Genomic DNA, 20,377 nt, shown 5'->3' with positions numbered 1-20,377 from the left:
TTAATATAAATTAAAATGAAAATTAATATTTAATTACTAAATTTGTAAATTAATTGAACCATAGAATATTCTTTATCGAAAAAAGATAAGTGAAATGAAAGTGAATAAGTTCTATTTCAACCTGACAATACTACTATTTGCGTTTACTTCCCTGAATGCCCAGAATTCAGATAAAATACAGGCTAATAGGGATAGTTTGTTAAACAAAATAACAGATATTGGAAGTAAGCTGAAAGAATTATCAATAAAAGATACAACAATTGGGTTTTCTGCACCTCTAAAGATAGATACTGTTTTTACAAATAGTATCCAAGAAGCAAATTTACAACCTCTCCGAGATGAGAACGGCTTATTGATAATGTCGTCCGAATGGACTCCCTTTTCAAATAATGTTTCGTTTCGAGATACCGTAATTTTTGAACCAGCATTTCTACCTGTTGTTTTTGACGGTAAAATATTACCTACAAATCTAGATTTTACAACCAAGACAGAGGCTGCTGACATTAAAGAGTTTCATCTTATATCTCCTGACAGTACCTTCGCGCCGAAACTAAAACGCATTGAGGAGATACAAAATATGAGGCGTGAATACTATATGGATAACCCTCAAAAAATCAAATTAAATGCTTTGGCATTTAAGGGTAGCACTGTTATTGATGAAAAAGTAGTTGAGCAAAGAAATCCATTTAAGGAACTATTATCTACTGATGATGCTATCAGTATCTTTACTCCTGAGATAGAGAAAATAAGAATCAAACCTGTATTTTGGTTAAGAAACGGTGAACATCGTCTACAACTCACATATAATACATATTCAGAGAGATGGGGAAGTGATAATAATTTCGACCTATTTAGTAATCAAAAATTCAATTTCAATTATAAAAAAAATAAAATTGAATTTAACAACCTTGTAGAATGGAGATTACAGCTAAAACAAATTACATCTGTAGATGATAAAGATAAAGAAGAAAATAAAAATAAAGGGAAAATCAATATTATTGAAGACTATGTTAGAACATATAGCAACTTTGGTGTCAAGGCCTTTAATAAATGGTCCTATTCTGCAAACTTAGAAATGAAAACCCCTATTTTTCAAAAATTTACTAACGACAAGGTTAGAATAAAACAAAGATCTTTTCTTTCTCCATTTGAAGCCAACATGGGGGTTGGTATGCGCTATGCGACAGAAAATGTTTCTAAAAAAAGCAAATACCGAAAATTTAATATAGCTGCCGACTTATCCGTATTATCAGTCAATTATAAATGGGTTCGTGACGATAGCATTCCTGCAACATCATTCGGTATTGAAGAAGGAAAAAGAAGTAATACTGAATTCGGATCTACATTTAACGTAAACTTATCTTATTCTCATAACAGATACACAAAATTCGCATCGCGCGTAAAATATTTTACCAATTATGAAAAAGTGTATGTAGAATGGGAAAGTTCGCTTGACTTTGCTTTGAATAATTATTTTTCAACAACCCTATACTTTTATATGAAATATGACGATGGCATTCCTTATGCTAACAAAAATAACGATAAAACATGGGGATATTTCAATTATAACCAGATGATCAGGTTTGGTCTCACTTATACCTGGTAAAAAAAAGCAAGAGCTAATACACTTAGTATAGCGTAATTAGCCATAATTAGAAAAATAAATTCACATATTTATATCATTTTATTTGGAAGGTAATGGTTTATTCCATACTTTTGCACTCACAATATCGCGGGGTGGAGCAGTGGTAGCTCGCCAGGCTCATAACCTGGAGGTCATCGGTTCGAATCCGGTCTCCGCAACTGAGAATACTGAAAATCCTTTCATAGAAAGGATTTTCTTCATTTTACAATATTCAGCCGGCACAGATACGGTACACATATAAAAAGTACAGTTTGTTCCTTTTTACACTTTCTTACTAATCGGAGAGGGTAAAAAAAAAATGGATACAATTCAAAAAAACGGAAATCCCGCTATAGAAGAAATAAAGGGCTTTTCTTATCCAAAGCTTTATACAGGCAAAATGTGGTATGTCGGGTTCAGGGCATACGATCCTGCGATGAAGAAACTTCGTCAAAAACGTATTAAGCTCAATCATATTGATAAGATTGGCGACCGTCGTAAATATGCTGATGGCCTGATGAAGCGGCTTGTGGTCAAACTGGAGAAAGGGTGGAATCCATGGATTGAAGTGGAAAACGAAAAGGCTTATAAAACATTTACCGAAGCCTGCGAGCATTACCGCAAATATATCAAGAAACTCCTGGATGATGGGGTACTTAGAGAGGATACGCATCGGTCCTACAAATCACAATTGCAGAATATTGAAAACTGGAATAAAAGCAAAACCATCCCCATTGAATATATTTATCAGTTTAACAGGGAGTTTATTTCTGATTTTTTGGACTATATATATGAAGAACTCCAACGCTCCGTTGTAACTAGAAATAACTATCTGTTATTTGCAAGTAACTTCAGTCAGTTCCTTGTCGATAAACAGTATTTAAAATCAAAGCCGTCCGAGGGTATAAATCCCATAAGCACTAAGCGTTTACAGAAAAAGAGAACAATAATAGATGAACATGACATCATACGTCTATGTGATTATCTCTCTAAAGAGAATCGGTATTATTTACTGGCTTGTTATATTCTACACTATTGTTTTGTTCGTCGTAAAGAAATGAGCCTTTTGAAGCTCTCTTATTTCAACATTCAGAATCAAACGTTATTTATTCCGGGAGAAATTGCAAAAAATGGAGACAGTGCAACAGTGACTCTTCCAGAGAAAATCATCCACTTAATGTTAGAACTTCGTATTTTCGATAATCCCGGACACTATTATTTGTTTTCGAAGGATTTCAGACCTGGAACTGAACGGAAGCACGAAAAACAATTTACGGATTACTGGGCTTACCATGTACGTAAGAATCTGAAGTTTCCAGACAGATATCAATTCTACTCATTAAAGGATACCGGTATTACAGATATGTTGCAACGATATGATGTATTGACTGTAAGGGATCAGGCCAGGCATTCAGATATCAAGATGACCGATAAATATACACCGAAAGATCGTATTAAAGCGAATCCTTTAATTATAAAACATGATGGTATGCTTTAAAAATGAAGCAGGATAAAATACTATCCTGCTCACTTCTTTCATCCTTCTAGTAAATCTACCAGTTCGAAATCCTCGGGTTTTTCATCTATCGGTTCATCGAGACGTTTACCATTTATAAAGAATAGTTTTCCTAAATAGACCGAACCTATATAAATATATCCGTCCGATTTTCTACGCCACCCTTTGCCTTCACCCGGATCGGCTAGATCGGGTGTAGGTGAAATTTCCGGTTCAGGTGTATAAGTTGTTTCTGCTTTTTCGATATTTTTCATATTACAATTTCTTTTATTTTATCCCAATAAACTTAGAGCTTTAATTACAGAAGAAGCATTACTCCAATTGGTTGCTGCTTTATAAGACGCAACTAGATTATCCGGTACATAAACGGCTTCAAATAGATTGGAATACCAACCTCCCGGCGAAAAACTTAGTGGCAATACACTATTTTCATTACGTATGATAAGAGTACCGATACAGGCTGTATTTCTATGCCCAGTTGTATGTCCCAGACTCCCTACCACAATAGTACTATTAATATTTTTACCCAAATCTAACTTAGTCCATTTATTAATATAGGTAGCAGTATTGCTTGTCGCACAAATCGGACCTATAGAAGATGTGCCTGTACCACTTGAAATACCATCGCCTATTATAATCTCTATTGGATTAGTATTTCCTACGTTAGCAATACCTGCTTGTCTAAAATTACCCAAAATGCCAATACCTCCTATATTAAGATATCTAAATGATCTATTTGCTTGTAGAGTTATCGCCTGAATCGTAGCCGGTCTAGAAAACCCATTTATATTTACTGTAACCAGATTTGGTAAATTGCCTACCGTCAATCCTGCTAAATAATTTAATGTAAGAGACTTAATAGCCGATCCATGTGGGTAAGTACTTTCGTATGTATCGTCGAAAGCACAATTCTCATCTATAACGATATCCGTATAACCCCTAAGGGCATAGCAATACTGGTAATATATTCCCCAATCAGCATTTACACGCCCTAATACAACCCCTTTTTTACTATTCTCGGAATACCTCCCCGACAGATTCCATTTTTCAATCGTATAACAATTAGTTACAGATTGCGAACTCCATAGCAACGGAGTCTTATCTAAGGTATCCTCTGCACTTTGGTGCACAGTAACCTCCTTCAATTCACTAAGATTTCTCAATGTAGTCTTACCTGTCAATAAGCTAGCTGATTTTAAAGTATCACATAGGTCGACAACAGAAGTACCACCCCAATAATGAGCTTCACTAAATAACTTAGCACCCGAATCGGAAAGTAACCCGGTCGGCAATTCTGCTAATGCCACCTCACTCGGACTGATTTCCCCATCCTTATTAGTATCATAATTAGCGACCATGAGCATTTTAACAATATTGTCTTCAAAATCTATGACTTGTAGCAAGTTTGAATAAGTAATTGTCAGATTTGGAAATGCTATCTTAAACCGATCCAAAGCACCCTGAGTGATCGACTGCAGATGTATCTTTCCGGTCACGATGGCTTTATCTGTCGGAATACCGTTTTCATCTTCTCCGGTCATCGATGCGATGGCATTCAATATAGCCGAATTCGTATCCGAAGCATTGATATCGATCAGCCTGACCTTCGTTAATTTCGAACCTGCTGTATTAATACAATTCTTAACCAGGGCATATCCATCAATACCGGGAACATTGTCTATAATCACCGTATTCACATTTGCATAACCTTCCAGTGTATATACTTCCAAATGAGGCTGGTTTCTTAAAACTATGGCTGCAAACGTAGCAGGCAAGTAGGCTTTTTTCAAAACACCTGACGGTGTAAGAGAAATACCGGTGATGCCGGAGCCTCTGGCTTCGATCTCTTCAAGCGAATAGCATTGGCTGAAATCGAGGGCTTGTTTCAAATCCGGGCAATTCGCCACGTTTACTTTCCGCAGTTTACCATTTGCTCCTGTTCCAAAAGATTTAAGGTTCGTATTCTTATACCCTACAGCCGTACTTCCTACAATTGCATCCTCAAGGGTATAGGCTCTGGAGATATCTATTGTTCCGATATATTTACCGGACAAATCACCCAGTGATTTTATGGCCGAAACCCCATATACGACACATTCAGTATCATTCAGCTGTACACCTGTAGGTGCATCTATCTGATAGGATTCTCCTTTAACACATCTGATTCCTGTTGTCAAATACGAACCGAAAAGGATTCGCACATAACCGGGTTTACACATTGTGACCTTGAAGTTAAGATCAGATGCCAGACCATTCAAATCGGTCGGTGTATACAGACGCATCGATACGGTATCAGTTCTGTGATTTCCGATATTGTATTTACTATCCATATAATCAAACCTTTCTTTAAAGAACCAGGATTCGTAGCGTAGACGGCTTCCCTGCAAGGCATATATGAATTCGCTTGTATATCTATGTATAGGATTTCCACTCGACCAATCGTAGTATCCTTCTACCAATGGATCTATGTACTTAAATTTCCCATCTTTGTTATAAACCAGCTCACACCATTTCAGAGCGTGTTCTTTTTGGAAAACGTCCATTGTTCTTGATAGCGACAGGATTTGTCTTTGTCTTAAATTCTGATACATCGACTTTATTTCTTCGGGATATGCTACCCTGACAAGCCTCCAAAGCTCACTATCCCATCCGTTCCACACGTAAGAAGTATTTACCCGATCCATATCTTCGACATAAGGAGAGAAAGCAGTACGCCCTTCGTTATTGATAGGTCCTAGTGTATCGTTATCATAATCGAGAAAGCAGAATATTTTTTTCCCTGTTCGCCCAACCTTACCATAGGTAGTTACAAATTGATTCTTGGCTCTTTGGTCGGTCATCACGTAATGTTCGGTATGCAGGTAGTAGAACAATAAGTTCTGAACATCGAAATGCAGATCACATTCCGCTTTAAATTTATCGGGATTACCGATACATGATATCACCCATTCCCACAACTCCCTGATGTCGCTTATATCTTCCGAATCCTCGGGATAACGGGCTTCAATATCATCTTTCCAGTTTGAAAAGTCGGCATTTTTCCACAAACAGAGTTTTGAGGTATTGTTCTTAAACTCCCATGACTGGCATCCTGCTGTAAAACCGAACACCTCCAGGGCTGCCTTGTCAAAATTAAGATTACTTTTTCCTCTGAATACAGCCTGTGAAGAAGCTGTCTCTTTACGGAATGACAACACCGCACGTCCATAGATTGTGGCCCTCACTTTCGGGTTTGTTTCCTGGGGCGGGGTAAATATTCCATATTCTTTCAGCATTTGATCCACGAGTTTAGCCATTCCCACATTGTGCATCCCCGAACTTTCGGCAAAATCAACTTTTTCGCAAAGTACACTTGCGGCAATACCTCCTTCTTCGAGTTGATATTTACTCGACTCCAATCCACTTTCCGTATAAGTTACGCCATTCTGGAGCTTTATCTTTTTATTTGTACGTGGATAAAACTGCGAGGAGGTTCCCTGTACATCTACCTGAGCACCTATAGACGTAAATGAATTTGCCGGTCTTTGCCGGTCCTCGAAAATTATATCATTTATTTTTTTATCGCCTTTATAACTAGGTTCATCACCGATATATGTAAGGCAAGGCAAAAACTGAAGTGCTTTATTATAATCGATGTTGCCATAAGCATCTACAATCTGATTTCTGGTATAAACAATCATTTTTTCTTCCAGATTCTCAATATCGAAGATATAATTGCCTAATATCTGATCGAAGTTCAAAGAGTTCTTATACCATCTTATACCATACACTTGCAACTGGCAGGAACGGTTTCCTGTAGACAGCTCAAACGGTTTCTGAGCACTTTGGGTAAAGTTATCGCTGGCAGGATATTGTAATGTTCCCGAGGCTACACCGTCCACGAATAAATAAGCAAGCCTGTTTTCGGATAGCTTTTGAACTACAATCGAAATAGAGATCTTTTCATCACTATTAAATTTTGTTGTCAGGATAGATTGCGCCGATTGTAAAGTCACAGAAGTTGGGGTAAATACAACACCGATACCCGAAAAAACGGACGACATTATTACGGATTGATCGTCTGTCACCTGTTTGGTCGAATATTCAACGGTCAGCGTTGCACCTGTAATGAGGATATCGTTAGTAAAAGGATGGATATCTATTTCAACCTTACTGTCGCCGATCAGTCTCAGACAGTTATTTCCCGCAGCATCTTTCTGCCATCCGTCATCGGCCCACGAGAAGCCGGTGAAGCGTGATGCATGTCCGTTATAATTCCAATTATCACGATCGTTTCCTGAATTGGATTTACCCACAGCAAAAGCTTTATATTCCAGATCGGACAATTCTTCCCGGATATCGAATCCTGATTTATTCACCGTTATGTTCAGCGTTTTGCTTATAGCTCCACAGGTAAACACAATCGCCAACGGACCTTCAGTATTTGCCTGATAGGTAAAGTTCTGTTTTGTCCGTGGAACGGTCAGTTGAGAAACTAATTGTCCGTTGACTCGTATGGTAACACCGGCTGTAGGGCCTGCCGGATTATAGATTAAGAAAGGGATATCGATCATTGAGAATTGTTCTACCTCTGTTTTATTATAAGACAGGGCTATTACAGGCTTATTGGCCGCAGCATCGGCATAGATAAACTCATAATACAATTCGTTACTTGTCAATGCACTGCCGGCAACTGTACTTTCAGCAATAGCCCTGATCGTATGGCTGCCGTTTGTCAATCCGGTAAGGTTTTTGGTCATTTGACGCCCTGAGGTTTCGGTTTGATCAGGACTTAGTTCGGTACCATCGAGAAAGAAACGGATCGTTTTATTGCCTATTCCTATCGGGGTATAGCGGAACAATACAGGATTGGTATTGTAAACGGTATCATCGGCAAAGGTCGATGTCAGGGATAAAGCCGCTACCTGGATATTCCAGGTTACTTTTTTGGCAGTACCTTCATTGTCGATTACACGCACAACCACGATATTCGAACCCAGAAATATCAATCCTTTCAGATTGAATGTATTTTCACCTTGGTTAGCAGCTCCATTGGCGACGTTTATGCCATTTACGCTGATGGAATAAGTACCGGGTCCTGTAGCATCTCCACTGCCCCTTTCTATAGAAGTAAAATCGTATTTTATAAATACATCCTTATCTTCTCCTACTGTCATGGTCGATAATCCGACAATACGCAATTTCATCAGGACTCCATCCGTTGAACCGCCACCGCCACCCTCAGGCAATTGTATTCCGTCATTAATACGTTCACCGGATGATGTTATCAGATATAACTTGTTATCATCATCCAGATCGAAGTCACTGGGTATCTTTTCCGTTTTGGTATCAATCCGGATAATGTTGTTCTTTAGTGATTCGATATCCGTTGTTATACCCTTGAGTTCGGATTCGCTAACAAAGCTTCTCCAGCTGCCGTCATTATTCCATGAGCCGAGCGAATCACCGTTGAACTGATCCAGTACCCATACCCCGGAGGCAAGCTGATAGGTGATCACCTGACCTTTTTTGCGATCATCAACAGGTAGCGCAATACGTGCTGCCTGCTTGGATGTGTAATCGTATTTATCATTGATCTCAGATACATTAGGAACACCACCGCTACTCTTAGGCAGTTCAATGCCTGTGCCGATTGTATTCTCTCCGGACTTGAGCCATAGCTTATTGTCCTGATCGACATACAGGCCGTCGGCTTTTTTCTTGAGCTCAGCTTCAAAATCGGTCGGAGTGATTGCTTTGCCATCTTTGGAATAGGCAACAAAATCACCGGCATCATTTGTTTTGTCCGCTTTATCTGATATATCTACAGTACCATCAGAGGTACGTACGACTTTTCCGGTTTCGTTTACTTCATCCGCTTTATTTTCAAGTTCTTCCTCTATCAGCTCATAGTTGTCACGGGTGATCTGAGTAAATTTTTCACCTTTAGTTGCCGGGTTTCCGTTAGGATCTTTGGTTGAATAGACCGGCTGGAGTCCTATTTTACTTGTAAATTTTTTTGCCATATTTTATTTTATTCTGCATAGAATGGATAATCATCATCATAAATAAAGCCATCAGCTTCGATCTCGGGGCTACCGGGAGCCGTAAGATTTTGGAATGTGGCCGTCGAATATTCCAGAACGATATCTGGTGATTCATAAATGTCTTCTGTGGCGAAACGGATCGTTAATGCAATTGATTTAGGTGTTGTATTTACTTTCAAAAGTTCAAATTTCTCTGCAGTAACATGACATCTATTGTTAACCTCATTGTAGCTTATTCCAGAATCTATGTAATAGATCTCGTCACTTTTCAATAGATCTTTCAATAGTGCAATTTCATCTTTATTCTTATATCCGGTTTCTACTTTTACACCTTCTTTGGAGGCTAATCTGTCACGTAATTCTTCATAGTATCCGTCTTGATGGGGAGTAAGCCATGTCCTTTCTTCTGAAAATTGAGATGTAAAAAGGGAAGATCCTGTTATTTCAATTTGTTCATAAGCACCTAATGAATTTCTAAAACGAAGGACCACATGTTCTTCAGCGATTTGGCTAGGTGTTATTGTTATATTGAAAATAGATTTACCGTCGACATGTACAGCAATGAAAGCCGGTAGTTCGTTATAAAGGCTGACAAACATGTTTCGGATTGTTTCTATATTCATTGAACAGACAGAATCTTTCACTTTTGAAGGCAAAGTTATTACACGTCCATTGGAAGATATAAAGGAAATGGGGTTGCCCGGATGAAGGAAAACAAAAGGATAGAGTTCTCTTTCTCGCAGGCGGATACTATTATGATTGGTTCTGGTAGTAAACAGGAACTGTCTTTTTTCTAAGCTATTAAGCCTGTAATCGAACATATCCAAGCCCCACGATTTAAGAAGGGTGTAATTCTTATTACTTACTCCCCCTCTATAGGCATAGCCTTCAAAGATACCACCGGAATACCCGTCGATAGTTATTCGGTAATGGATTCTAAAGTTATTCACCAATGATGTGATTGAACCTTTTGACGACTCAAAATAGGTATTCAGAATATCGGATACATCAAACTCGCCCTCCGAAAGGAATTGTGTCTTTGGTGTGTATGGTGTAATAGACAAGGTTATTTCCGGTTCCGATTCTACTTCCATTATCAAATTAATATCATCGGCCGTGTTAGCCATTACTTTTATTATGATGGGATTGCCGGTAAAACAATGTTTTCTGGGATATGTGACATCGGTAATCATTCTGCCTCTTTTGGTTTCACTTTAAGAATGGTTGTACGCTCTACCCTCATGAATGAATAGTCGCAATAAGTATTTAAAAAGACAGCTCTGCCTGAAGAATTGACACTCATAAAATCATTAAATTCGGAAACAGTCGAAGCTTCATTTCCGGGCAATGTCTTATATATTTCAAAGAGCCGGTCCATACCGGATATATCTTCAGTACTTACAATATCTCTCATTTTTCTATCGTTTTATTTTAATCAGAATAAAGGTGCAGAACAGGGCTATACTAACAAAAATGCCTATCCACAGCCAGTCTGAACCTTGTATTAAGCGTGAATCGGTCGTTGACTGAAGCTGCTCTGTCTCGTTCTCCTTTACAGTAGTTTTCTGCGTACTATCAGCTTTTTGCTCAGTCAGGGATATAGCAGATGATCCTGTATGGCGAACAGCCAGGCCTTCTTGTCGAGTATCCCGCCCTTCTTCTTGTATTTTTTGTATTGTTCCGTCAGGTCGATACCAGGTTGTTCGAATATATTGTTTTTCGGTGGTGGTATTCGATATACTGTCACGGGTGTTGGTTGTGATGCCCGTACTGTCTTTCGATTGGGAAGAAACAATACTTTCTGTTTGCGATTCAAACTCAGAAACCTTGTTAAGGTTCTTATTACTCCGGCATGCGATAAGAGTAAATAAAATGATAAAAGATATAAGAACATGAATTTTCATTTTGAGAGTTTTTGAGTTATATAATTCTCACAATCTTCGATAGAGTCTACAATCCTGTCTTCAATACGTTTACAGAATTTCGGATCTTCAAGTAATGAAAGATCTTCCCTGTTGTCCTGAAATCCACATTCGATCAAGAGGGCCGAGTAGTCACCCATCAGGACGGTGAAGTCATTTTCAAAGTCTCGATCGAGGTAGGTGGGGGAATAGATCCTGCGTTGAACTTCAGGCATCCATTCCTGTATTCGCTGAATAAAATAGTCAGCAAATATATCGGAGGTTGTACGCCCTTTCGATGTCCATACGCTAACACCTCTGGCTTGCCTCCATTCGGGGGTTACACCTGAAGCATCGTTATGCAGGGACACTAACAACGGAACCAGATCGGGATGTTGTTTGCCCAACTGAGTCGCTACATTTTTACGTTTGGTCAGGCCAATTTCGGCATCTGTAGTATTTGTCCAAACTACAGTGTATCCGCAAGCTGTAAGCAATAGTTCTATTTGCTTGAGCCTTTCTCGTGACCATCTGTATTCACGATGACGGCCATCAGGCGAACGTTTACCTTCTACTTCTTCACCGTGTGCCGGATCCAGGATTATCAGGAGTCTTTTCATTTGATTTATTTTTAAAATATTCATTCAGATATTTGATTTTTTCCACGAATTTTACTGAAGCAACCCAGTAGAGAAGGGAAACGACTTGGTTTTTGGGCTGTATAATATTCCAATTGCGTAAAATGTTTGTTCCATAGAAATAGATCACTACCCATGTTATCCACGAAGTAAAATTGATGACGGACTGATGCTCCAGGTGCATTTTCTTACCAATTCCGAAAGTCATAAATAGCAAAAGCATGAAGCCCGCGACATACCAGATTGATTGGAATGCTTTCTTTAAACTGAAATCGCTGCCTTGTACAAGGTCGGAAATGAGTCCATACAAAAAATTGAGAATAAACAAGACAAACACCACGAGAAGAAAATCGTGTATCGGGTTGAAGAAGCTTGTAAATGAAGTTACAATCAATACCCAAATACCTTTCAAAACAGAGGATATCGCTTCTAACAATTTCTCAAAAAAGGAGATAATTCGGTGCATAACTTTTGTTTTTTATTCAAAAGTCAAGCTTTCGAGCTGAAAACGAAAGGACAAAAAAAGCCGTGCAGATTTGCACGGCTTTTCAAATATCGTAATATGTTTTAATCAGGTAGTAAGACTGATATCATCTCTGATAGACGGCGATAAGCGAGTTCTTTTTCTTCGGGTGTCGATTTCTCACTGTAGAGAATATCGAGCAGACTTTGTGCTTCACTTTGTGTCATGGTTATTAAAATTCTAAAGGTGAAACAATTTCATTCAACTTTCTCACATTTCTCATAGCTTGTAAAGTATCTTCTGCAGGTACTGTTTCATTTTCTATTTTCATAATATAAGACTCCAACTGATAAAACAGATCGATAACATCACTATAATTCTGTTGAATATAACTCAATGCCTTAATGGAATTTTCTGATAATTGAATTGATCTAGAACTCATCCTATACCTCCTTCCATAACAGGGTCGAATGCCTGTAAATGCAGTGTGGCGCAAATACCGTTCGCAATAAAAACAAAGAGAGTTTCACCGTCGCCGATGTGCATCTGTGCATCCAACTTTTGGCCGGCTGCCATTTCCTTGAGTGTAAAGTTTACTGTTTTCTGAGCTTTCCGAAGGGATAATTCTCCTTGCCTTGCTAAGGTTAGCTCTGTGGTTTCTTTTGTTTTTTCTGTTTTCATAACTTGTAATTGTTTGACGTTTTAGGCAGAAAAAAGAACGGCTGCCATGTTCCGTGTCGTCAAACAATTACAAGTTAACGGTAGAACCGAAAAAATGTTGGAACAGGCAACCGCCTTTATATAAATATCTTAAAATACAGGCATAAAAAAAGCCTAAAATTAGGCAGAACCTTAGCCTACCACTAACTTATAAATTGTTTGACACTACAAATATATGGAAAAAGTAGATAAAATGTTGGGAAATAGTAATAATTATTCGTGAACAGGAAATAATTATTCGTGATTATTATTTTTTTTATATAAAATCTTTTGTTATAGGTATACTTCTGATGGGAAATAAAAAAAGCGAGAAAATCTCGCTTTTTTATATTTCTTATTTCTTTATAGCCATTCCAGTTATAATATAACCTGGTCCATAATATGTATCAGGAGATATTTGCATTGATGACACCTGAGAAATCTTAAGATTTATAATACCGTTTGCCCCGACATCAGACAATTGGTTAGATAATTTTTTGAGTGCATCATCTATTGTTGCTGATGTGTATTCTACAGTACGTTTATTTTTCTGAATGTATATATCTGAGTCCAAATATTGTTCTTTTTTTACAGCTTTTGATTTGTCTTTATCTTCTCCAGCTCTTATTTCTATATACACACTGCCAATAGCTGTATAATCAAAATTTACAGAATTGGATTCGGTTACAAATAAACCTTTCTTTATTAATGGTGTATAATCCCAAAAATCGACTGCTTCAAATGATTTAAACTTAACAGTAACACATGAAGAAATAATAAAAAGGATAAATAATAATGATAGTAATACTTTTTTCATAATTTTATTCTACAATATTTATACTAGGTACTTTTTGATAAACCTCTCTTTTCCTTAAATATGGATCATAATATTCTATAGTTTCATTAGTTATTGAGTAAAGATCTATCTCTCCACCATAGACAGCCTGATTGCCATGGCTATCTTTACTATAATAGTCATAGTAAACTTTTAAAGCTCCGGTCGAAGTCCTACCTACTTGGGCATTAAAAACGTTATTAGTCGATATAACTTTATAAATTCCATCCTTATAACTTTCTATTGCATGAAAAGTTGCTGTCTTGTCTGAACGGTAAATATCTATAGTATTACCGGAATAGGATTGCCCATCAAAAGTGGGTACCCATATTCCAATTAAATACTCATTGTATCTTTTTATTATATCTTCATCTGTCTCTTCCTTATCACTGTCACATGCAAAAAGAAAACAAAAAAGTAAAAGAATAGAATAGTTTTTCATAAAATAGTTTTGTTAATATTAAGGTGTAAATATAGCATAATTTTAACATTTCAGGCTAAATGTTTTTATTTTTCATGTTTTAATATCGAGTGGATCCCAATATAAGCGAACTGTTCGGAACTCTACTTTATTAATTCTCACACCATCCTCTTTAATTGTATATTCTAATTGTTCCGGAAGAAGATATTGTCCATCGATAAAGACTAGTTCATCCATACGGAAATTTATAATATCGAGTACTGTGAAATTTAAATCGTATGTAAGCTTGTTAAAAGAATGTTTTAGGACATCGTCGTAATCTTTCCAAAAACGTTGGTATAATCCATTCTCACCTCCAAAAGTTAGATCGAGTTCACCTACTATATTGCCATCGATATCAAAACGGTGCATTGTACCTATCCCCTTTGTATATAATGCAGCCATAAGAGAACAACTACCGGGATCTTCTTCTTTGTGGGTAATAGATTCTGAACCGCTTTCGCTTGTTACAATAATCTTTAAAGATGTATTCATATGCCGACGCTCACCTATGTATAAAAAAGGAAGATTTGGACCATAGTCAGATGAATACACACCCCCACCCCCAGAATATAAAACCGCACCATACATAAAAGGCACACACTGCATACCTGAAGTAGGTTCTTCGTATTCAGTATCTTCACCTTCAAGATAATAATCGAACAAAGCCTTGGTTACATAACGAAAAGACCTCACATTTTTATTCTGATTGCTACTCCAATATTCATAACATTCATATATCGCACAATATTTCCGAATCAGATAAAATCCAAGATCATAATCTTCTTCTTTCCATCCCCTGCCGGGCAAATCATTCATTGATCTTATAATCTTGCCATAATCTCTCTCAAATTTCTGATAAGTATCTACAGATGATTCTGTAAAATCTATTTCCCTCTTGTAGCAAAGTTTCAGTTGTTTAGGTGTTACATAATCTATAGTAGGCTCACCGGCTACTTTGTCAGTATAGTTTCTGCGAGGATTACTATTTAGTACATCTTTCCAAAAAACAGGAATAACAAATTTGAGGTCTTCAGAAACAAAAAATTCACAACCGAATCTTTGGCGAACCGTCTCCAGATATTCGTGTATAGTACATGTGGGTACTAGCTGCGAATAATCGACAACACCCTTAACCAAAGCATCGGCCGTATTGTTGATTAATACCATTCGGCATAAGTCCGGATCTGTATCGAAAATTGACGTTCGTAGTTCATAACCGAAATAATTGAAAATTTGGTGCAATATAAAATTTTCCTTCAGAAAGGGTGTTATGCCATAGCCTTTCGGCACGTCGTATTCTTCACCGCCATTCTTCACCTTAAAGGGCCTTCTACCCCTGAATACAGCATATTTGTTTCCATTAAGGTCAATATCCTGCATATCGTCAAAATTACTTCCTTGTGACCAGGTCATCTTTTCGTTCAACAAATTGTAGACAGTCACTTCGAACTGTTCTGATCTCGTTTCATACGTGTGTTTATAATTATCTGTTCCGACAGGAAAGAGATAAAAATCAGGATCTGCTATTTGACCTAACATAACAAGTTCCATATACTTGATCATCCTATCCATAGGATCTGAAATTGTCTGATTTGGTATAGAGAAAGAAGCTGCTTCTCTTTTTATTTGAAAGGCGGCAGTCATACTTACCTCTTGCATCTTTGTATACATCTGAGCTTCATTAAGTAAAATAACAGATTCTATACCATCATCTTTATTATAAGACAAAATTTCCAATATAGCTCGCTTTTGCATGACACTGGCCTCGATTGTAACAGGAGTTTTTTTTCGGAGTTTATATGATCTGTCGATCCTGTTTGGAAATCCAAGATTTTTCAGATTTTGAGGTGATGCCGGGAGTGACATCGGCAATGACATTGAACCTTGATCTGTGAGCAACGGGTTTGTTATCTGTATGTTCAATTCAAAATCAGGAGCCAAATCGAGTGGCTCATAGTTATTAACAAGTACTTTCATTTTCTTTTACCTAGATTACGTGCATTATCTACTGTTTTTTTCTTTTTCTCAAAATCGTAAATATTGAAGTCAAGCTCTTTGTCACGAACCTCTTTCATCGTTTTCACTAATTCATGTAAAATATCAACTGGTATAATTACTCCATCATTGGTTACTGGTACTTGAGAAGTATTTATATTCTCATAATTACCTGAAGCCCTTTGCTGAACAGTTCCGGCTCTCACATCATTAATAGCCTTTACGATATATGGATAATTCATATGTTTTTGAAGTGCTTTAAGATCAGGACTCGAAACGACTAGCTCACCGCCATCTTCGGCTATAAGGGTAGGCTGTGTTACTATTCCGGTCTTTGGACTGCCAGCAAAAGGGACATTTCTGTATAGTTTACCATCATCAGCTCCAATTACGTCATATTTACCTGCAGCCTGCTGACTGACCACCCTTTTTTGTGTAGTTGTAGAGCTTGAAGAAGACGTTGATACAGAATTTTTTTTACCTAGCATCCCTTTCAATGCTGTTTTAGCTACAGTCATTGCCGCCATGATTGCACCTGTGAGTACAGCAGCCGTTGCAATACCAGCAAAACTTTTAGATGAGATCTCCTTTGCTGTTGTCTGAGCGATCGCTCCTACACCTACAGCGGTAACTTTTGCTATTTCAGCTGATATTATTTGCGAAAGTACATCGAAAAGTATATCTATGGCTGTATCGGCAAATGCAGCAAGGAGGTTTTCCTGATTATTGATAGCATTACCTAATGAGTTCCCCATCGACTCTCCGTATTGGGCAAATTGCTGTGTACGGCGTTTGTATTCATTTACATATAATTGGGTTAGGGAAAGTTCATCGGAGCGCTGCTTTTGCATCAACTTAGTTACGTCAAGACCAGCCTTTTGACGGGCAGCAATTTCTTCACGTATCAGTGCTATACGTTTACGCTGAAGCTCTACTTCTGCATTAAAAGCATTTTCTCCGGAAAGTGCTCCTATTCCGGTGAGAACAGAAACACGCTGTTCTTCGGCTGTTATTTCCTGTTGAAGTTGTTCTTTACGTGAGGTAAAAGATTCTTCAAACTCTTCTTCCGATGCCGCTTTCTTTTTGGCTTTATCATCTTTCCGGATTTGAACAAGATTGTCATTATGTTGCTTCTCCAGTAATTCAAGGGCTTCAAGCTGATCTTTGGTCAGATTCTCACGATCTATACCATATAGACCAGCTTCACGAAGCCTGTTTTCAAAAGTCAACTTTTCTTTTTTCTCAGGATCAGCATCAAGTATAATTTGTTCGACTGCCTTTTGATGTTTCAAAGTTTCATCCAGTTGCTTATTCTGAACGTCGGAAATTTGCTTCTGAATATCGGAACGCAGGGCTTTATCGGATACTTTTTCCAAATATTCGGTAAGAGCCTGCTCTTGTAGAATATAATAAGCCTGACTTTGTGCGAAAATCTGTGAATTAAATTCTGATTCGGAATCGATCTCTCCGCTTTGATACTTCTTTTTTATGTCATGTAATCTATCTTGATGTTTTGTTTCAAGATTTTCCAGAATCAGATCGAGTTCTTTTTTCTGTTTGGCAACAAGGTCTTTGTCCGGGTCTACCGGTGGTATTTTGTCGCCGCCACCGTCATCGTTATCGTCACCATCTCCAATTATATTTTGAACTTCTGTAGCTTGAGATATTAATCCTTTGAATTGATTTTCAACTGACTTAATTTCTTTTCCAGCACGAGTTATGTTTGATGTTAGCGATTCTATTTCAATATTTAATATATCTCCAAAGAAGTTTGACTTGTATTTATAGTCAATACTTTTTTTGAGTCCGGCAAAGGCATCTAAGTGATCCTTAATTTTCTTATTCAGATCGAGACGGTTATTTTCCCAACCTTTATTTGTTGTAAAATCGGTTATGATTTTATTAATATTTGCCTGGAGATCACTAGCCATATCATCAGACAAGGATAATTGCTTTTGAACATTTTTAATTACCGAACTTACGCCGTCACGCTGATCTTCTATTGATTTTTCTAAAATTTTACTTGAGGCAGCATTTTTTATTTTGAGTGCAATTTGTTCTCTCAACTTATCATTTACCTGTTGATGTGCCAGGGATATATTTATAATCTCACCTTTTTCATTGATTAAATTTCTTATATAAGGTCCGTACTGACTGATTATTTTATTGCGGATTTTTCTGAACTCTTCACTTTCCGGATTTGCACTTTTCAAAGCATAAAAAAGCCGGTTCACTTCGCTTTGTTCCTTAGCCAATTCTCCGTTAAATTGCTGTGTCGCCTCTTTTATTGCTTTTTGAGCTGTAATAACCTGGGACGTTTTATAGAATAAGTAAGCCATTGCTGCAGCAAGAGCCATAATTAGTGCAGTAGCTAATCCGGCAGGATTTAATTTCGTGGCTGTATTAAATGCTTGCATTTCAATACGAGCTTTAGTAATGTTGCCGGTAAGAAGAAATTTAGCTGCAGAAAACAACGAGGTAACGGCTGTATAAGCTCTGGTTATTAAAGAACCATTTTGCAACGTCGAGTTGTACAAAGTCTGTGCTGCAGTTGATTGAGTAGATGCAAGAGCAATCTGTATGCGTCTCAACCTGCCAATAGTAAGAATACCGTTATAAACGGTTTCTATACCTGCAGCAGTTTTTACACCGGCAATATATAAACCGTACACCACAGTCAAATACAGTAGATATTTGCCGTATTTTTCAAAGAAAGATATAACTGTAGGTAATGCCTTGATTAAATATGTAGTCCATTTCGTAGAAGTAAGGAGTACCGGGTTTAGAGTCTCACCGAGTTCCAGGGAAGCATCTTTGAAATTTTTTCGTGCTTTCTCCAGCTGGGCATTCAGGTTATTATTCTTGATGCTGTATTCGTCGGTAATAGAAGTTCCGGCAACGAAAGCTTTATTCGATATTTCCTGAGCAGTATTCACCTTGTCAATATTGGAAGCTAAGGCAGACAATACACCGACAGCACGTGCACCATCCAGTCCCATATCTTTGAATACAGGGATAAGAGCCTGAAAACCGCCTTTCTCGGATAGAGCCGTAAGAACTTGTTTAATCGCTGCGTTAGTGTCAGTCTGCAAAAGCTGATTGAACGCTTTTACTTCAAGCCCGGCAAGTTTCGCAAACTTGGACGGTTCGCCCATCAGCTTCATGATGAAATTCTGTAAAGCTGTTGCAGACATTTCAACGGACTGTCCGGACTGATCGAGAGCCGAAGCATAGCCAAGAATATTCTGTATGGATATACCGGCTTGAGAAGCCACACCGCCGAGCCGTTGAGTGAAGCTTACCATATAGGCTTCAGACGCAGTGGAAGTCATACCAAGATCGTTTATAGCCGAACCGATAGCAAGCATCTTGCCTTTCAGGTCCATATTTTCAAGTTCTTTGGTAGAAAGCTTGTAAACATCGGTCATTTTACCGATATTTTTGATTGCACCTTCGCCCAGGTCTTCACCCAGAGCAACGTTAATCTGGTTTCCGGCTTCGACAAAATCAAGAATATCTTTAGACGCATTTATACCGAGCTTACCGGCATCACGTGCCAGGTTATTAAGCTCTTCACGTGCAGTCCGGGTATCCATTTGTTTAAACGACTCATTCAGATCAACGACTTCATCACGTGTAAGATTGGTTGTTTTCATCACGTCTGCATAGACATCATCCATCTTTGCAACGTCTTCGGATAATTTACGGAGAGTAAATGATAGACCTGTAATACCGGCAACAATAGATGTAACGATACCAAAATATTTATTGAAGCCGCCAGCAGCACGGCTCCACATAGATTCATTTTCACTTAATGTTCCGTTCTGTTCTTTCTTTACGATACTTAGTTGCTTTTCTACGGCAATTAATGCCTGTACTTTCGCTTTATATTCTTCAGTACCTTGTGCAACGTTCTTAAGTGAACGTGTCAGTTCTTTTTTGAGGGCTTCCAGTTCACCACGGGTAGCGCCTGAAAGATTCTTCAGAACACGTTCCGTATCTTTCAGTTTAGCCTGGTATCTGTCATAGGATGCGGTGAGTTTTCTAAGCTCGTCTTCGGCTTTTTTATATTCCGGAGAACCCTTTTTTCCTTGCGCATTGAGTTCTTCCAGTTTTTGTTTAACCTTTTCGATACGGTTGGCAAAATCCGATGATTTCTTCATAGCATCGGAATTGTCGATGTAAATTTTTATACTTCTGTTTAAATCCTTTGCCAT

Annotated in this window: 16 protein-coding genes and 1 tRNA gene; 3 read left to right on the top strand and 14 right to left on the bottom strand. The window is 37.9% G+C overall.

The window, feature by feature from the left end:
- The first annotated feature begins 94 nt into the window (after nucleotides 1-94).
- From JGH11_RS04675 to JGH11_RS04665, 3 genes are all read left to right on the top strand, one after another.
- Complete coding sequence (locus tag JGH11_RS04675) at nucleotides 95-1,606, top strand: DUF3078 domain-containing protein (RefSeq protein ID WP_201110410.1); 1,512 nt, start codon at nucleotides 95-97, stop codon at nucleotides 1,604-1,606.
- A gap of 125 nt (nucleotides 1,607-1,731) precedes the next feature.
- Nucleotides 1,732-1,803, top strand: a tRNA-Met gene (locus tag JGH11_RS04670).
- A 140-nt stretch (nucleotides 1,804-1,943) separates the two neighbouring features.
- On the top strand, nucleotides 1,944-3,122 hold the full coding sequence (locus tag JGH11_RS04665) for a site-specific integrase (RefSeq protein WP_201110409.1): 1,179 nt from the start codon (nucleotides 1,944-1,946) through the stop codon (nucleotides 3,120-3,122).
- Between the two features lie 38 nt (nucleotides 3,123-3,160).
- Here the strand turns inward: JGH11_RS04665 and JGH11_RS04660 are convergent, their stop codons facing one another.
- The 14 genes from JGH11_RS04660 to JGH11_RS04600 form a co-directional block, all read right to left on the bottom strand.
- Entirely contained in the window at nucleotides 3,161-3,394 is a 234-nt protein-coding gene (locus tag JGH11_RS04660; RefSeq protein ID WP_201110408.1) for a hypothetical protein, read from the bottom strand.
- 18 nt (nucleotides 3,395-3,412) lie between these two features.
- The gene (locus tag JGH11_RS04655; protein WP_201110407.1) at nucleotides 3,413-9,145 is read right to left on the bottom strand and encodes a hypothetical protein; all 5,733 of its coding nucleotides are present in this window, start codon (nucleotides 9,143-9,145) and stop codon (nucleotides 3,413-3,415) included.
- An 8-nt stretch (nucleotides 9,146-9,153) separates the two neighbouring features.
- On the bottom strand, nucleotides 9,154-10,359 hold the full coding sequence (locus tag JGH11_RS04650; protein WP_201110406.1) for a hypothetical protein: 1,206 nt from the start codon (nucleotides 10,357-10,359) through the stop codon (nucleotides 9,154-9,156).
- Nucleotides 10,356-10,580, bottom strand: a complete 225-nt coding sequence (locus JGH11_RS04645) for a hypothetical protein (protein ID WP_201110405.1) — start codon at nucleotides 10,578-10,580, stop codon at nucleotides 10,356-10,358. The genes JGH11_RS04650 and JGH11_RS04645 overlap by 4 nt, the downstream gene beginning before the upstream one ends.
- Nucleotides 10,581-10,584: 4 nt before the next feature.
- On the bottom strand, nucleotides 10,585-11,070 hold the full coding sequence (locus tag JGH11_RS04640) for a hypothetical protein (protein WP_201110404.1): 486 nt from the start codon (nucleotides 11,068-11,070) through the stop codon (nucleotides 10,585-10,587).
- Nucleotides 11,067-11,687, bottom strand: a complete 621-nt coding sequence (locus JGH11_RS04635) for an N-acetylmuramoyl-L-alanine amidase (protein WP_201110403.1) — start codon at nucleotides 11,685-11,687, stop codon at nucleotides 11,067-11,069. Before JGH11_RS04635 ends, JGH11_RS04640 begins: the two co-directional genes overlap by 4 nt.
- A complete protein-coding gene (locus JGH11_RS04630) occupies nucleotides 11,647-12,171 on the bottom strand; it encodes a hypothetical protein (RefSeq protein ID WP_201110402.1) in 525 nt (174 codons plus the stop codon). Before JGH11_RS04630 ends, JGH11_RS04635 begins: the two co-directional genes overlap by 41 nt.
- A 101-nt stretch (nucleotides 12,172-12,272) precedes the next feature.
- Nucleotides 12,273-12,395 carry a hypothetical protein gene (locus tag JGH11_RS20445; protein ID WP_255561574.1) on the bottom strand — a complete coding sequence of 41 codons (123 nt, stop codon included), beginning with the start codon at nucleotides 12,393-12,395 and terminating at the stop codon, nucleotides 12,273-12,275.
- A gap of 5 nt (nucleotides 12,396-12,400) precedes the next feature.
- A complete protein-coding gene (locus JGH11_RS04625) occupies nucleotides 12,401-12,610 on the bottom strand; it encodes a hypothetical protein (protein ID WP_201110401.1) in 210 nt (69 codons plus the stop codon).
- A complete protein-coding gene (locus JGH11_RS04620; RefSeq protein ID WP_201110400.1) occupies nucleotides 12,607-12,849 on the bottom strand; it encodes a hypothetical protein in 243 nt (80 codons plus the stop codon). Before JGH11_RS04620 ends, JGH11_RS04625 begins: the two co-directional genes overlap by 4 nt.
- Before the next feature lie 373 nt (nucleotides 12,850-13,222).
- On the bottom strand, nucleotides 13,223-13,684 hold the full coding sequence (locus tag JGH11_RS04615; RefSeq protein ID WP_201110399.1) for a hypothetical protein: 462 nt from the start codon (nucleotides 13,682-13,684) through the stop codon (nucleotides 13,223-13,225).
- 4 nt (nucleotides 13,685-13,688) lie between these two features.
- The gene (locus tag JGH11_RS04610; protein ID WP_201110398.1) at nucleotides 13,689-14,144 is read right to left on the bottom strand and encodes a hypothetical protein; all 456 of its coding nucleotides are present in this window, start codon (nucleotides 14,142-14,144) and stop codon (nucleotides 13,689-13,691) included.
- A 72-nt stretch (nucleotides 14,145-14,216) separates the two neighbouring features.
- Nucleotides 14,217-16,142 (bottom strand): hypothetical protein, encoded by a 1,926-nt coding sequence (locus JGH11_RS04605; protein WP_201110397.1) that lies wholly within the window; start codon nucleotides 16,140-16,142, stop codon nucleotides 14,217-14,219.
- Nucleotides 16,139-20,377 carry a phage tail tape measure protein gene (locus tag JGH11_RS04600; protein ID WP_201110396.1) on the bottom strand — a complete coding sequence of 1,413 codons (4,239 nt, stop codon included), beginning with the start codon at nucleotides 20,375-20,377 and terminating at the stop codon, nucleotides 16,139-16,141. Before JGH11_RS04600 ends, JGH11_RS04605 begins: the two co-directional genes overlap by 4 nt.

The sequence above is a fragment of the Dysgonomonas sp. Marseille-P4677 genome, from assembly GCF_016652235.1.
In the GTDB taxonomy this organism is placed as follows: domain Bacteria; phylum Bacteroidota; class Bacteroidia; order Bacteroidales; family Dysgonomonadaceae; genus Dysgonomonas.
This window is presented reverse-complemented; position numbering and strand designations above follow the sequence as displayed.

Bases quoted from the DNA above. Each gene is read 5' to 3' on its own strand.
- JGH11_RS04675 (WP_201110410.1), top strand. From the start codon at position 95: ATGAAAGTGAATAAGTTCTATTTCAACCTGACAATACTACTATTTGCG.
- JGH11_RS04665 (WP_201110409.1), top strand. From the start codon at position 1,944: ATGGATACAATTCAAAAAAACGGAAATCCCGCTATAGAAGAAATAAAG.
- JGH11_RS04660 (WP_201110408.1), bottom strand. From the start codon at position 3,394: ATGAAAAATATCGAAAAAGCAGAAACAACTTATACACCTGAACCGGAA.
- JGH11_RS04655 (WP_201110407.1), bottom strand. From the start codon at position 9,145: ATGGCAAAAAAATTTACAAGTAAAATAGGACTCCAGCCGGTCTATTCA.
- JGH11_RS04650 (WP_201110406.1), bottom strand. From the start codon at position 10,359: ATGATTACCGATGTCACATATCCCAGAAAACATTGTTTTACCGGCAAT.
- JGH11_RS04645 (WP_201110405.1), bottom strand. From the start codon at position 10,580: ATGAGAGATATTGTAAGTACTGAAGATATATCCGGTATGGACCGGCTC.
- JGH11_RS04640 (WP_201110404.1), bottom strand. From the start codon at position 11,070: ATGAAAATTCATGTTCTTATATCTTTTATCATTTTATTTACTCTTATC.
- JGH11_RS04635 (WP_201110403.1), bottom strand. From the start codon at position 11,687: ATGAAAAGACTCCTGATAATCCTGGATCCGGCACACGGTGAAGAAGTA.
- JGH11_RS04630 (WP_201110402.1), bottom strand. From the start codon at position 12,171: ATGCACCGAATTATCTCCTTTTTTGAGAAATTGTTAGAAGCGATATCC.
- JGH11_RS20445 (WP_255561574.1), bottom strand. From the start codon at position 12,395: ATGACACAAAGTGAAGCACAAAGTCTGCTCGATATTCTCTACAGTGAG.
- JGH11_RS04625 (WP_201110401.1), bottom strand. From the start codon at position 12,610: ATGAGTTCTAGATCAATTCAATTATCAGAAAATTCCATTAAGGCATTG.
- JGH11_RS04620 (WP_201110400.1), bottom strand. From the start codon at position 12,849: ATGAAAACAGAAAAAACAAAAGAAACCACAGAGCTAACCTTAGCAAGG.
- JGH11_RS04615 (WP_201110399.1), bottom strand. From the start codon at position 13,684: ATGAAAAAAGTATTACTATCATTATTATTTATCCTTTTTATTATTTCT.
- JGH11_RS04610 (WP_201110398.1), bottom strand. From the start codon at position 14,144: ATGAAAAACTATTCTATTCTTTTACTTTTTTGTTTTCTTTTTGCATGT.
- JGH11_RS04605 (WP_201110397.1), bottom strand. From the start codon at position 16,142: ATGAAAGTACTTGTTAATAACTATGAGCCACTCGATTTGGCTCCTGAT.
- JGH11_RS04600 (WP_201110396.1), bottom strand. From the start codon at position 20,377: ATGGCAAAGGATTTAAACAGAAGTATAAAAATTTACATCGACAATTCC.